At 50.2% G+C, this 13,283-nt stretch carries 10 protein-coding genes and 4 pseudogenes; 7 read left to right on the top strand and 7 right to left on the bottom strand.

The features are described from left to right. Nucleotides 1-153: 153 nt before the first annotated feature. Both dapB and LPB400_RS10945 read right to left on the bottom strand, forming a co-directional pair. Nucleotides 154-960: pseudogene (dapB, locus tag LPB400_RS10950) on the bottom strand (4-hydroxy-tetrahydrodipicolinate reductase). A 9-nt stretch (nt 961-969) separates the two neighbouring features. Further along, nucleotides 970-1,355, bottom strand: a pseudogene (locus LPB400_RS10945) (outer membrane protein assembly factor BamE). A gap of 214 nt (nt 1,356-1,569) precedes the next feature. Between LPB400_RS10945 and fur the strand changes: the two are divergent. From fur to dapD, 3 genes and pseudogenes are all read left to right on the top strand, one after another. Beyond that, nucleotides 1,570-2,002 (top strand): annotated as a pseudogene (fur, locus tag LPB400_RS10940) (ferric iron uptake transcriptional regulator). Between the two features lie 76 nt (nt 2,003-2,078). Next, nucleotides 2,079-2,822 (top strand): annotated as a pseudogene (gene aat / locus LPB400_RS10935) (leucyl/phenylalanyl-tRNA--protein transferase). A gap of 262 nt (nt 2,823-3,084) precedes the next feature. Beyond that, complete coding sequence (dapD, locus tag LPB400_RS10930) at nt 3,085-3,906, top strand: 2,3,4,5-tetrahydropyridine-2,6-dicarboxylate N-succinyltransferase (protein ID WP_107792234.1); 822 nt, start codon at nt 3,085-3,087, stop codon at nt 3,904-3,906. A gap of 196 nt (nt 3,907-4,102) precedes the next feature. Here dapD and LPB400_RS10925 read toward each other — a convergent pair whose 3' ends face one another. From LPB400_RS10925 to LPB400_RS10910, 4 genes are all read right to left on the bottom strand, one after another. After that, nucleotides 4,103-4,897 carry a glycosyltransferase family 8 protein gene (locus LPB400_RS10925; RefSeq protein ID WP_107792233.1) on the bottom strand — a complete coding sequence of 265 codons (795 nt, stop codon included), beginning with the start codon at nt 4,895-4,897 and terminating at the stop codon, nt 4,103-4,105. 38 nt (nt 4,898-4,935) lie between these two features. Continuing rightward, the gene (rmuC, locus tag LPB400_RS10920) at nt 4,936-6,738 is read right to left on the bottom strand and encodes a DNA recombination protein RmuC (protein WP_219088997.1); all 1,803 of its coding nucleotides are present in this window, start codon (nt 6,736-6,738) and stop codon (nt 4,936-4,938) included. 1,026 nt (nt 6,739-7,764) lie between these two features. Then, nucleotides 7,765-9,129 (bottom strand): tRNA uridine-5-carboxymethylaminomethyl(34) synthesis GTPase MnmE, encoded by a 1,365-nt coding sequence (gene mnmE, locus LPB400_RS10915; protein ID WP_219088995.1) that lies wholly within the window; start codon nt 9,127-9,129, stop codon nt 7,765-7,767. Between the two features lie 125 nt (nt 9,130-9,254). Further along, entirely contained in the window at nt 9,255-9,485 is a 231-nt protein-coding gene (locus LPB400_RS10910) for a helix-turn-helix domain-containing protein (protein ID WP_049344313.1), read from the bottom strand. Nucleotides 9,486-9,587: 102 nt separating this feature from the next. On the opposite strand from LPB400_RS10910, the gene LPB400_RS10905 reads away from it, so the two are divergent. After that, a complete protein-coding gene (locus tag LPB400_RS10905) occupies nt 9,588-10,043 on the top strand; it encodes a PH domain-containing protein (protein ID WP_107769106.1) in 456 nt (151 codons plus the stop codon). Nucleotides 10,044-10,280: 237 nt separating this feature from the next. On the opposite strand, the gene LPB400_RS10900 is transcribed toward LPB400_RS10905, so the two are convergent. Beyond that, a complete protein-coding gene (locus tag LPB400_RS10900) occupies nt 10,281-10,937 on the bottom strand; it encodes an NAD(P)-dependent oxidoreductase (protein ID WP_219088993.1) in 657 nt (218 codons plus the stop codon). 119 nt (nt 10,938-11,056) lie between these two features. On the opposite strand from LPB400_RS10900, the gene LPB400_RS10895 reads away from it, so the two are divergent. From LPB400_RS10895 to LPB400_RS10885, 3 genes are all read left to right on the top strand, one after another. Next, nucleotides 11,057-11,947, top strand: a complete 891-nt coding sequence (locus LPB400_RS10895) for a LysR family transcriptional regulator (protein WP_049347858.1) — start codon at nt 11,057-11,059, stop codon at nt 11,945-11,947. Then, the gene (locus LPB400_RS10890; protein ID WP_049347860.1) at nt 11,944-12,216 is read left to right on the top strand and encodes a GIY-YIG nuclease family protein; all 273 of its coding nucleotides are present in this window, start codon (nt 11,944-11,946) and stop codon (nt 12,214-12,216) included. The genes LPB400_RS10895 and LPB400_RS10890 overlap by 4 nt, the downstream gene beginning before the upstream one ends. Nucleotides 12,217-12,679: 463 nt before the next feature. Continuing rightward, nucleotides 12,680-13,213 carry a c-type cytochrome gene (locus LPB400_RS10885; RefSeq protein WP_049347861.1) on the top strand — a complete coding sequence of 178 codons (534 nt, stop codon included), beginning with the start codon at nt 12,680-12,682 and terminating at the stop codon, nt 13,211-13,213. Nucleotides 13,214-13,283: the final 70 nt, after the last annotated feature.

The raw sequence follows: 13,283 nt of genomic DNA, 5'->3' as shown, positions 1-13,283 counted from the left end.
GCGCGTCGGCAAGGCGTTCGGCGACGGCATCGTTGACGTTGATGGTGATTTGTTGATAGGACATGGTGGGGCTTTTTTGTTAATAAGGCCGTCTGAAAATCGACGTTGTGCTTTCAGACGGCCTTGTAAGGTATGAAACCTGATGATGCAGGTTTATTGGTTTTTCAAACCCAGTACGTCTTGCATATCGTACAGGCCTTTTTGCCGTTTGCCCAAACTGCGGCGCGTACGGCACCGGCGGCAAAGGTCATGCGGCTGCTGGCTTTGTGGGTGATTTCCACGCGCTCGCCGTCAGTGGCGAAGAGGGCGGTGTGGTCGCCGACGATGTCGCCTGCGCGGATGGTGGCAAAACCGATGGTGGACGGATCGCGCGGGCCAGTGTGGCCTTCGCGGCAGTAAACGGCGCATTCTTTGAGGTCGCGGCCGAGGGCGTTTGCAATGACTTCACCCATGCGCAACGCGGTGCCGCTTGGGCATCGACTTTGTGGCGGTGGTGGCCTTCGATGATTTCGATGTCGTAGCCTTCGTTTAACACGCGGGCGACGGTGTCGAGGATGTGGAAGGTCAGGTTGACGCCGACGCTGAAGTTGGCTGCGAAGACAACGCCTGTTTTTTCGCCTGCGGCTTGGATGGCGGCTTTGCCTGCGTCGTCAAAACCGGTCGTGCCGATGATGATGTTGACGCCTTTTTCCACGCATTTTTGCAGGTGTTTCAGGGTTGGCTCGGGACGGGTAAAGTCGATGAGGACATCGCTTTGATCCAGTACGGCATCCCGTCGTCTGAAATAGTAACGCCGGTTTTGAGGCCGGAGGCGAAGCCTGCATCCAAACCCAATACTTCCGAACCGGAATGTTCGAGTGCGCCGGAGAGGACGGCATCGGGATGGTTGTTGACTGCTTCAACCAAGACGCGGCCCATGCGACCGTTGACGCCGGCAATGGCGATTTTCAATGCGCTCATGAGGCTTCCTTATTGCGGCTTGGTTTCGGTGGTCGGAACGACGTTTTGTCCGGCTTGAACCGCTTCGATGGATTTTTGAATGGCATCGCCTTCGGCGCGTGCGAGGACGTCGTTTTCAAAGTACAGGGTCAGGTTGCTTTGTTCTTTGATGATGCCGTTGCGGCTGGTGTTGAAAGTGTAATCCCAGCGGTCGGCATGGAAGGCGTCGCGCAGGAGCGGCGTACCGAGCAGCAGTTGGACTTGGTCGCGGGTCATACCTTGGCGCAGGGAAACAACGGCGCGGGGATTGAGCTCGTTACCTTGAATGATTTTGAGTTTGTAGGATGGAAAGTTGGATACGCGCTCATGCCCAGACCTAAAATAGCGGCGATGGCAAGGCATAAGGCTTTATTCACGGGCTTACCTTTCTGTGTCATTTCGGGAAAGATGTTTATCATCGCTTGAATATTTTCAAAAAGCAAACGATAATCATCTTCTTAATTTTTCTTTTCGCCGATTTTCAATTGCAAGACCGGCGGCAGATTGCCGCCCTTTAACGGCCCAATAGTGGGCAAACGGGCGGAAAGTGCGTATTATAACGGTTATTACCTTACAGGGATATTGAATATTATGGAAAAATTCAGCAACATTGCGCAATTGAAAGACAGCGGTTTGAAAGTTACGGGTCCACGTTTGAAAATTTTGGACTTGTTCGAGACTCATGCCGAGGAGCATTTGAGTGCGGAAGATGTGTACCGTATCCTGTTGGAAGAGGGTGTGAAATCGGCGTGGCGACGATTTACCGTGTGCTGACCCAGTTTGAACAGGCCGGCATTTTGCAACGCCACCATTTTGAAACCGGCAAAGCGGTTTACGAATTGGACAAAGGCGATCACCACGACCACATCGTCTGCGTGAAATGCGGCGAAGTAACCGAATTCCACAATCCGGAAATCGAAGCGCTGCAGGACAAAATCGCCGAAGAAAACGGCTAACGCATCGTCGATCACGCGCTGTATATGTATGGCGTATGCGCGAATGCCAAACCAAAACCAAACGTTAAGCAGTTTGTATGTTGATTTTTCAGACGGCCTTGGCATTTTCAGCCTGAGGCCGTCTGAAACTTTATGGGCTTTACGATGAAGATTCCTTTTCTTGCGCCACGGGATTATCGTTTCCCCGACCGTCTTACGCTTTGGCAGAATGCGACGGCTTGGTCGGCGTCAGCGCGATTTGGATACGGGGCGGCTGTTGTCGGCGTATGGGCAGGGGATTTTTCCGTGGTTTAGCCGCGATGGTTGGTTTTTCTGGTATGCGGTTGCGCCGCGAGCCGTGATTGTGCCGGAAAGCCTGCATATAGGCCGTTCGCTCGCCAAAACTTTGCGCCACAAGCCGTATCGGGTAACGGTCAACCGCTGTTTTGAAAAAGTAATTGCCCATTGCGCCAATGTGCCGCGTCCAGAACAGGACGGAACGTGGATAGAACCTGCGTTTCAGACGGCCTATTTGAAGCTACACCATCAGGGGCATGCGCATTCGTTTGAATGCTGGCTGCCGATGAGCAAGGCGAAATGCAGTTGGCAGGCGGGTTTTACGGCGTGCAAATCGGCTGCGTGTTTTATGGCGAATCGATGTTTGCTTTGCGTCCCGATGCGTCAAAGATTGCGTTTGCCTGCGCCGTACCGTTTTTGGAGGATTTGGGCGTTGCGCTGATAGACTGTCAGCAGGATACGGAACATATGCGCCGTTTCGGTTCGCAGTTGATGGATTTCGCCGACTTTCAGACGGCCTTGAAAGATTTGAACGCGAAACCGTTAAAGCGGAATATCGAATGCGGCGTGGTGGCTGAAAATCTTCTGCAAAAGATTGGCGGCGAAGATTGATTTATCGGCACGGTGTGTCGGCAGAATCGACAGTCTGCATATTGTGATTGGGAAACCGGTTGGAAAATAAATACGATTCAACTCTCTTGAACAGGCCGTCTGAAAATCTTGGCTTAACCAAAATCCGGCCGTGTAACGCTCGGCGCTAATCATGTTAATAGCTGACGAAATCGCTTTTACATGGCAAAATAACGAGTTAAATATTTGTAATAGGGCGGCCTGAATAGGTTTCAGACGGCCCTGATCTCTTGAAGGAATCAACATGTCTTTGCAAAACATCATTGAAACGGCTTTTGAAAACCGTGCCGAAATCAATCCGCATACCGTTACCCCCGAAGTGCGTGAAGCGGTTTTGGAAACCATCCGCCAACTCGACTCCGGCAAACTGCGCGTTGCCGAGCGTTTGGGTGTGGGCGAATGGAAAGTCAACGAATGGGCGAAAAAAGCCGTATTGCTGTCTTTCCGCATTCAGGACAATGAAATCCTCAACGACGGTGTGAACAAATACTTCGACAAAGTGCCGACTAAATTTGCCGATTGGTCTGAAGACGAATTCCGCAGCGCAGGCTTCCGCGCAGTTCCGGGTGCGGTTGCCCGCCGTGGCAGCTTTGTGGCGAAAAATGTCGTGTTGATGCCTTCTTATGTCAATATCGGCGCATACGTTGACGAAGGTGCGATGGTCGATACTTGGGCGACTGTCGGTTCTTGCGCGCAAATCGGTAAAAACGTGCACTTGAGCGGCGGTGTCGGTATCGGCGGAGTCCTCGAGCCTCTGCAAGCCAGCCCTACCATTATTGAAGACAACTGCTTTATTGGTGCGCGTTCTGAAATCGTTGAGGGCGTGATTGTCGAAGAAGGCAGCGTGATTTCTATGGGCGTATTCATCGGTCAATCCACAAAAATCTTTGACCGTACTACCGGCGAAATCTATCAAGGCCGCGTACCGGCTGGTTCGGTTGTCGTATCCGGCAGCATGCCTTCCAAAGACGGCAGCCACAGCCTCTACTGCGCAGTTATCGTCAAACGCGTGGACGTGCAAACCCGTGCGAAAACCAGCGTGAATGAATTGTTGCGCGGTATCTAATCGGATAACGATAACGCTGATTGAAGGTGGTATGCTCACTCTATGGTTAGTTTTGAACAAAAAAACAGGCAGAATGTTCTGCCTGTTTTTTTATGGCTTAAAGGCCGTCTGAAACGATTTCAGACGGCCTTTTGTTTTTGATGATGGGTTGTTTTAAGGTCAATTGAGGCAAGGGAAGGGTATTCCCTTTCTGGGACTACGCTTCCGGCCAGTCGGCGCAATAGTATTGCCAATAGATTTCTTCAAAAGGAATCTTGCCGTAATCGCACAACCAAGGTTTGGCGCGTGTGGTGTAGTGGATAACGGGCGGGACAGTGTCGGGTTTGGGGAATACTTCGCCGAGGTTTCGTTTTTGGAAGTATTCGACTGCGCCGGTTTGGAAGTTCCAAGATTCTTCTAGTTGCAGCCAGTTTTTTTGAAATACGGTGTTTAGAAAGCATTGGTCGCCGTAGGGAACGGATTTGTCAATGGTGGTAGCAGTTTGCAGCAGTTGCGCTGCGATATTGTGTTCCCGCCATTGCGCCAGGTCGACCAACAACATACCGGAATTGAAATAGGGCGTAGTGTGCAGGCCGGTCGGGTGATTCCATTCGGTACGGGCAAGAAAGGAGTCTTGTACCGCTGCAACGGGATAACCGCGCATATCGAGGTTGAACAAATCATGCAGGGATTGGGTAACCACCATATCGCTGTCGAGATACAGGGCGCGATCGACAGGCAGATGTTGCATCATCAGACGGAAAAATGCGGCATCCGAAATATGGGGTAGGCGGCGATATTGGCTGAAGTCCATCTCGATTTTGACATCATTCAGACGGCTGCCGCTGGCTGCGAGCTTTTGGTTGGTATAGTCGATCCATTCCCGCCTGAAGGTATTGTGCATGAGGTAGAAATTGACATTTGTGTTGTGAGTACAGATGGATTTCATCAGGGTATGAACTTGCTCGGCATAGCCGGTATCGGCGGCAAGGACGATGGTGATGTTGCTCATTGGTTAAATTCCCTTTATTTGCAATGTCTTAAGTTTTATCAGTCATTTTCTTGGTCTTGCGCGGTCGGTAAGGCTGCATGATCTTCGTTTTCTGACATGGCTTTTTCTAATAAATCGCGTTGCAGCTGTTTACCGGCCTTGATGCCCAATTTGCGTAGTTTTTCGGTGCTGCTGATAAGGTTGCCCCTGCCGGAAACCAAGCGGCCATAGGCCGTCTGAAACTGTGATTGAGCCTGACCGAGCGCTTTATTGATGCCGTCCATGCTTTCGACAAAGCCGACAAATTTGTCATAGAGTTTGCTGCCTGCCTCGGCAATCGCCAGCGCGTTTTGGTTTTGTTGCTCGTTGCGCCAGATGTTGGCAACGGTGCGCAGGGTGGCGAGCAGGGTGCTGGGGCCGGTCAGCATGATGCGTTTGTCGAAACACTCTTGGAAGAGGTTTGGATCGTGTTGCAGGGCGAGGAGATAGGCCGGTTCGACAGGGACGAACATAAAGACGAAGTCCAGCGTTTTGACGCCCTCAAGGTCGGTGTAATCCTTCGCTGCCAAGTTTTTGATGTGGGCGCGGATACTGGCGACGTGGTTGGCAAGCTCGCGTTCTGCTTCTGCGCCGGTGCTTTGCGTATAGCGGACGTAGGCGGTCAGCGATACTTTGGAGTCGATGACGATTTGTTTGTTGTCGGGCAGATTGATGAGGACGTCGGGCTGGAGGCGGCGTTGGGTGCCGTCTGCTTCGTGGCGGACGCTGGAAGCTTGAACGATGTATTCGCGCCCTTTTTGCAGGCCTGAATTTTCCAATACGCTTTCCAAAATCATCTCGCCCCAGTTGCCTTGGGTTTTGTTTTGCGTGCCGGTCAGCGCGGTGGTCAGCGCTTTAGCATCGTGGTGGAGCTGAGTGTTGAGGGTTTGCAGGCGTTTGAGCTCGTTTTCGATGGTCAGGCGTTCTTTGGCTTCTTTTTCATAAGTCTGCTGAACCAGCTCGCTGAAGCCGTGTATGCGTTCGTTGAGCGGATTGAGCAGTTGTTGGAGATGGTCGTGGTTTTGCTCGGTAAAGCGGCGGCTTTTCTCTTCCAAAATAGTGTTGGCGAGGTTTTGGAACTGGTCGCTCAGGTTTTTACGCGCATCTGCCAGCAGGGTCAGCTTTTCTTCGGCAGCCTGACGGTCTTTTTCCGATTGGGTGTTGAGGCGCTCGTTTTGGACTTGAAGCGCGTGGTTTTGCTCCAAAAGGGCGGCGTATTCTTGTTTCAGACGGCCTTTTTCAGCTTCCTGTTGCTGTAAAAGGCTGTTTTTGTCGTCGATATTGGCTTTTTCTTGCGCCAGTTGTGTGGAGAGGCGTTCGTTTTGGACTTGCAGCGCATGGTTTTGCTCCAACAGCGTGTCGTAGTCTTGTTTCAGACGGCCTTTTTCCGTTTCTTGTTGTTGCAAAAGCGTATTTTTATCCGCACTCAATGCCTGTTCTTGAATCAGCTGAGTGTTTAGGCGTTCGTTGTTGATTTGCAGGTTTTGCGCGCTTTGCTGCCATTTTGCACATTCGTGTTTTAAAGCTTCGGCTTCGGCCTCGCAATCTTGCAGATAGGCAATCTGTTTTTCGGCTGCGGCAAAGCGGTTGCCCGTCTCCTGCAATTCGTCTTGCAATTCCTGCACGGTATGGCGGCTTTGCGCCAAGTCCGCCGCAGTTTGAGCCTGCACCTGTTCGGCAAACTCATGCAGGCGGCGGCTTTCGGCCAATTCTTGCAAAACAATAAAGTGTCGGCTTTGGGCTTGGTAGCGTGTTATCAGCCAAGCAAACAGCGCGCCGATAAAAAATGCGGCCGCGCCGGTCAGAATTAGGGTGTTGTTCATGCTGGAAATAGTCAATACGCAGAATGTTTCACTATATCATATATTTGCAGCGCATTTTATGGTCGGATATGCGCTAGAAGCGTGTGTTTTCTTTAAAGGAAGCTATCAAAGGTATTGGTTTTGACTAAGTGAAGATTTGGACTGTGAAAAAGATAGATTTATAACATTTTGAATTTAAAAATATATTTAATTTAGAGTGCAATTTTGCAACAAAAAAGGAGGGATTTTATGGGCGCAGAAAGATACGTTTGTAGTGCGTATGTAATTAAGACATCGGTGTCATTGAGAAAGACATCGGTGTCATTTTCAAAACAAAATATAAATTAACTAAAAGCTTTGTTATGTATGTTTTTAGTATTTTATCTTTACGAAAAAATTGTATTAATTAACGATTAACACGGTATGATTCGTCCTGTCGGCAGCGCGGATGCCGGCGAAAAAATGTGTATGTTGTTAAATAACATTTTGTATCTATGAAAAAGGACTACTTAAAATGGGATATTTAATAACGCTTGCCACCGCTTCTTTAATCGGCATGTCGGTATACCGGCCTCCGCCCTCGGCGTCGCCTACAATATCGAAACGGTAGTACACAAATAATTCAATCATAAACGAATTAATTACAATACTTCAGAAAACGCAACTTAGGCCGTTTTTCGGCCGACAGACAAGAAAGTGAGACAAACAATGAAAACTTTAATCAAACTGGCAGCTGCCTCTTTAATCGGTATGTCCGGCCTGACCGTCGGTGCAACCAATATCGCCCACAATATGGCTGATGCCGATAAATAAAAAATACACAACACACCCTTAAATACACAGAAAAGAGTTAAAATGAAAACATTAATCAAATTGGCTGCGGCTTCTTTGATCGGTATGTCCGGTTTGACAGTTGGCGCAACCAAAATCGCAAAAAATATGGCAGAAGCTGCCAATAAATAAACGCAAGTGAAATTAAGCTTGTTTTGGTGATAAAAAAGGCCGTCTGAACATTCAGACGGCCTTTGTATTTGATGGCAAACCGTTTTATTTGCCGATACAGAAGCGCGAGAAAATCACGCCCAGCAAATCGTCGGCGGTAAATTCTCCGGTGATTTCGCTGCACGCGTTTTGGGCGAGGCGCAGGTGTTCGGCGAAAAGCTCGATTTGGTCGTTGTTGCAGAGGGCGGCGTTTTCCAGCTCGGCTTCGGCTTCGTGCAAGGCGTTGAGGTGGCGGCTGCGGGCGAGGAACAGGCTTTCGCTTTCTCCCTGCCAACCAACTTCCTGCAATAGGGCGTGTTTGAGCAAATCGAGACCAGCGCCGGTTTTGGCAGACAGGCTGATAACGCTTTCCGCGCCGGTTTGCGCAAGGCCGTCTGAACGGACGGCGACAGGTTCGCCGGTCAGGTCGGCTTTGTTGTGGATTTCGATTTTTTTCAAACCTTCGGGCAGGCTGTTCAAAATGGCTTGGGTTTTGGCGTTCACACCTTCGCGCGGGTCAATCAGGATCAGGGCGACATCGGCTTCGGAGACGGCTTTGCGGCTGCGCTCGATGCCGATTTGTTCGACCACGTCGTCGGTTTCGCGCAGGCCGGCGGTGTCGATGATGTGGACGGGCACGCCGTCGAGGGTAATTTGTTCGCGCACGGTGTCGCGGGTGGTGCCGGCGATGTCGGTTACGATGGCGATGTCGTCGCCAGCCAAGGCGTTGAGCAGGCTGGATTTGCCGACGTTGGGTGCGCCGACGAGGACAACGTTCATGCCTTCGCGCAAAATCGCGCCTTGTTCCGCGCTGGCGAGCACGGTTTTCAGACGACCTTGCAGGGCTTGGAGCTTGCCGCGCGCATCGGCGGCTTCGAGAAAGTCGATGTCTTCTTCGGGGAAGTCCAGCGTGGCTTCAACCAGCATCCGCAGGGTAATAAGGTCGTCCACCAGCTCGTGTATGTGTTGGGAAAACGCGCCTTTGAGCGAACGCAACGCCATGCGTGCAGCGGACTTGCTGGAGGCATCGATGAGGTCGGCGACGCTTTCGGCTTGGGCAAGGTCGAGTTTGTTGTTGAGGAAGGCACGTTTGGTAAATTCGCCCGGCTCCGCCATGTGCGCACCCAGTTCGAGGCAGCGCGAGAGCAACATGTCCATCACGACGGGGCCACCGTGTCCCTGCAACTCAATCACGTCTTCGCCGGTAAAGCTGGCTGGCGCGGCGAAGTAGAGCAGGATGCCGTTGTCTATCGGCTGTCCGTCGCCGCCGAAAAAGTCGGTGTAAAGCGCGGTGCGCGGCTTGGGCGTTTTGCCGCCGCTGAGGGTTTGCGCCAAAGGCAACAGGTTTTTGCCGGAAAGGCGGATAACGCCGACTCCACCGCGTCCGGGTGCGGTGGCGATGGCGGCGATGGTGGGTTGGGTTACGGACATGAGAACTCGCGTATAGGTAAATTTAATGTGCGTATTATAGCAAAAGGCCGTCTGAAACTTTGGGTTTTGGGGTTTCAGACGACCTTTTTAGCAGATTGGCAATGTGGGCGGACTACTTAAACGGTTCAGGTATTTTTAATTTCCAAATCATCCGGTAGTAAGTCGTGTACGGAACAGTTTAAAGCAGAAGACAGTTGATATAGTTTATCAACCGTTATGTTGACCTCCCCCCTTTCTATTCTACCCATATAGCTTCTGTCTATATCGGCAAGTAAGGCTAAGCTTTCTTGGTTGATATTGGACTGTTTGCGGATTTCTCGGATTTTTATACCTATCAAAACACTGATTTTACTCATGAGATTTGTCTTCACAAATCTCAAAATATCCAATTTTGACGCCTATTTATCCACGGATTATAATCCGTATTTTTGGAAAATACCTAATGTGGAGAATGTTAAATGACAAGTTATATTGAAAGCTCTTTAGGGCGAGGTGAACGTATTGTTTATAAAGCGCAAGTATCGTGGTTTTCCCAATTCTGGAGGATTTTTTTCGGTATCCTGCTGTTGATGTGGGTAATCGGTATCGTATTTATAGTGTTCGCGGTATTGAATGTAATGACAACCGAGCTTGCTTTAACTAACAAAAGGGTTATCGCTAAGTTTGGCTTTATCCGCCGGCAAACAATTGAGATAAATATCAACCGTATCGAAAGTATTTCGGTAAATCAAGGTTTTTGGGGCAGGATTTTCAATTATGGCTCCGTAGTGGTCAGAGGGACGGGCGGCAGTCATGCTCCGATTCCTTATATCGCACGACCAATGGAGTTCCGTCAACAATTCAATGATTTTATAGATAACGAAATTGGTGGTGGCTCGAAAAATCAAATTGAATTAAAACCGCCTGCCGTTTGAGGTGGGTGGAAACGGTGGTTTTTGTTTTATATAGCCCAATTACTTTATTTTCGATACGCAATACCTATTGCCGTCATTTCCGCGCAGGTGGGACTGACGAGGTTGGAAGCCTTGAAATATCGGAAGTTAGTTATGTTTGCTATAGCAAAATTGTAATTAAATATTTATTTCTATCAATCCGAATATGAAAAGGCCGTCTGAAACTTTGGGTTTCAGACGGCCTTTAAATTAAGATGATTAAACGGCGGCGACAGTAAAGCGTTCAAACAAATGCGCTTTGTTTTCCGCATCGTCGGCGATGGCGACTGCCAAATCGGCCACGCTGATGCCTGCCGGAATTTCACCGTCCATCAGCAAATCGTCTTTGCCCAAGCGGTATTTGCCGGTTTTGTCTTCGCTGAAACCGCCGTCCGCGCCCAGTCGTGCCGGAGGGGAAACGAAAGACCAGTTCACATCGCGGCGCGGCAGGAGTTCTGCCAAGAGATGGCGTGCGGCATTGGCGCCGTCGAAAATTTCTTTCGGGAAGTCGGGCGTATCGATAACTTGCAAACCGGGTGCCACATACAGGCTGCCTGCGCCGCCGACAATCAAGAGATACGGCACTTGCGCCGCTTTTGCCGCTTCGACGATGTTGTTTGCGCCGCGTGTAAAATCCGCGCCGATGTTGGGATTGGTCCAGCCGGGATTGAACGCGCTGACCACGGCGTCAAAGCCTGCCAGCTTGTCGGCGAAGTCCGCCGCGTTAACATCTGCGGAGACAGCGGCAACATTTTGCGCTTGGAACACTTTGTCTGCATTGCGGGCGAAAGCGGTTACTTCATGACCGCGGCCTGCCAGTTCTTGCACGACTGCGTTGCCGACATAACCTGTTGCACCGATGACTGCGATTTTCATATTTGACTCCTTGTGGGGATGTGATTGATTAGATGAGTGCATTGTAAGGCCGTCTGAAACGCTTGATAATCCCTGTTTTGCTGTTATGATTGTGAAGTTGAACTACATAATCAGTCGAAATGCAAGACATCAAACCCCTGCTCGTTTTCGCCGCCGTCCTCGAACACGGCAGCATGAACGCCGCCGCTGTCGCGCTGGGCATGACGCCGTCGGCGGTCAGCCAGCACATCAACCGCCTCGAAACCCTGCACGGCATCAAGCTGTTAAACCGCAGCACGCGCAGTCTTGCGCCGACCGATGCCGGCCGTGCCTTGGGCGAATACTGCCGCCGCCTCGCCGCTACCTTGTCCGATACGCGCACCGTTATCGACAATCTGAAAACCGAACCCGTCGGTGAATTGCGGATTTCCCTGACTTCTACAGTTATTGAATCCCGCGCTTTTCAGACGGCCTTTTCGCGATTGCAAACCGAGTTCCCAAAAATCCGTCCCGTCCTTAATTTCAGCGATACTTTGGACGACCTGCAACACAATCAGACCGACATCGCCATACGCGGCGGCGACCGGGCTTTGGATGATCCCAACTTGGTTGCGCGCCATCTCGTAACTTGGCCGTACATCATTTGCGCCGCTCCTGATTATCTCGACCGGCATCCGCCCATTACCCATCCCGCGCAGCTTCATGCGTACCGCTGGCTGCATTTTTTACCTGTCCGCACGACCTTGCAAAATGGTGAAGAAAACTATTTTCTCGATATTGCCGACAGCATTGCCTGTACGCATCTTGCCGCCGTGTGCAGCCTGACCGAAAGCGGTTTCGGGTTGTCGTTGCAAGTGGGCGGCGAAGTTCGGGAGAAAATTGCCCAAGGCCGTCTGAAAAGCGTTTTACCCGAATGGACATTGCCGCCGGTCAGCCTTTATTTGGTCACACCTTATCGTGTGCAGTCTGCCAAAACCGAAGCCACCGTGCGCATTTTTACCGAGAGTTTTGCCAAGGAAGGGGATTTATGAACGCGGAAAATTGGTGTGTTTATCTGATTTTGTGCGAAAACGGCGCGTTTTATTGCGGCATCAGCAACCGTCCGCAAGAGCGGTTTGCGGCGCACTTGTCAGGAAAAGGCGCAAAATACACGCGTTTGAACAAGCCTGTCGAGATGCACATCGTTTCAGACGGCCTGACTAAAAGTGAGGCGCTGAAACGGGAAATCGGGATTAAGAAATTGACGGCGGAGCAGAAGCGGGGATTGTGGACTGAAGCTGAAACCTTGGCAAAAGGCTAATGGCATTGGATTAAATCGTAGTCGGAATATGAAAAACTCTATAAACAAGTAAGCCCGCCGGTGTCTTTTGCATGGCCAAGCGGCAAATGTTTATTAACATGATTCAAACAGGCCGTCTGAAACCTGATTGGGGTTCAGACGGCCTTTTTAGGATAAGAGGCGGTTTAATGCTTATGGTATTATCTGGAAAGCTTGTAAAAAGTTGAATTCTAAAAGAAACTTTGAAAATAAAATGAGTAACTGTTTGAACAATAAAATGAAAGTTATCGCGCTTCATGACAAATGGGGTGAATTTCTATCCGAGTAGAGAGGTGGTGTCAATATGTTTTTCAGTTTTTGCGACAAAATCTGATTTATACCAATATTTATTATAGTGTAGGTCGAAAGTATTAGTTTCTGTGTTAGAATTTTTGAGCTGTTTATATAAAACAGTGATTTAAATAAAATTAAGGAAAGACAGAACATGAACAAATTACTGATTGCCGCAATGATGATGGCTGGTTTGACAGCTTGTTCCCAAGAGGCTAAACAGGAGACACAAGAGGCTGCTCAAGCCGTTGCATCTGAAGTGAAAAACGAAGCCGCTTCTGCTGCCGATACGACTGCATCTGCCGCTCAAGAAGCTGCCGATAAGGTTGAAGCCGCTGCCAGCAAAGCAGAGGAAGCTGCCAAGCCTGAAGAAGCCGCCAAGCCCGAAGAGAAAGCCGAAGCACCTGCCGCTGAAGCCAAGCCTGCCGAATCCGCCAAAGTGGACGGCAAAGCTGTTTTTGAAGCGAACTGTAAAGCGTGCCACGGCGGCTTGATTCCCGGCGCTCCGGCTGTAGGCAAAAAAGAAGACTGGGCGCCTCGCATTAAACAAGGCAAAGACACCTTGCACAAACACGCCCTCGAAGGCTTCAATTCCATGCCTGCCAAAGGCGGCAACGGCAGCTTAAGCGACGACGAAGTGAAAGCCGCAGTTGACTACATGGCCAACGAATCCGGCGCTAAATTCTAAATCATGCAGATTGAAACGCACCTTGTTACAAGGTGCGTTTTTTATGGGCAGGCGGATGAAAGTTGAAATA

The organism is Neisseria perflava (genome assembly GCF_019334725.1).
GTDB lineage: Bacteria > Pseudomonadota > Gammaproteobacteria > Burkholderiales > Neisseriaceae > Neisseria > Neisseria subflava_A.
The sequence above is the reverse complement of the archived record's forward strand: the minus strand, read 5'-3'. Positions and strand labels throughout refer to the sequence as shown.

Bases quoted from the DNA above. Each gene is read 5' to 3' on its own strand.
- dapD (WP_107792234.1), top strand. From the start codon at position 3,085: ATGTCTTTGCAAAACATCATTGAAACGGCTTTTGAAAACCGTGCCGAA.
- LPB400_RS10925 (WP_107792233.1), bottom strand. From the start codon at position 4,897: ATGAGCAACATCACCATCGTCCTTGCCGCCGATACCGGCTATGCCGAG.
- rmuC (WP_219088997.1), bottom strand. From the start codon at position 6,738: ATGAACAACACCCTAATTCTGACCGGCGCGGCCGCATTTTTTATCGGC.
- mnmE (WP_219088995.1), bottom strand. From the start codon at position 9,129: ATGTCCGTAACCCAACCCACCATCGCCGCCATCGCCACCGCACCCGGA.
- LPB400_RS10910 (WP_049344313.1), bottom strand. From the start codon at position 9,485: ATGAGTAAAATCAGTGTTTTGATAGGTATAAAAATCCGAGAAATCCGC.
- LPB400_RS10905 (WP_107769106.1), top strand. From the start codon at position 9,588: ATGACAAGTTATATTGAAAGCTCTTTAGGGCGAGGTGAACGTATTGTT.
- LPB400_RS10900 (WP_219088993.1), bottom strand. From the start codon at position 10,937: ATGAAAATCGCAGTCATCGGTGCAACAGGTTATGTCGGCAACGCAGTC.
- LPB400_RS10895 (WP_049347858.1), top strand. From the start codon at position 11,057: ATGCAAGACATCAAACCCCTGCTCGTTTTCGCCGCCGTCCTCGAACAC.
- LPB400_RS10890 (WP_049347860.1), top strand. From the start codon at position 11,944: ATGAACGCGGAAAATTGGTGTGTTTATCTGATTTTGTGCGAAAACGGC.
- LPB400_RS10885 (WP_049347861.1), top strand. From the start codon at position 12,680: ATGAACAAATTACTGATTGCCGCAATGATGATGGCTGGTTTGACAGCT.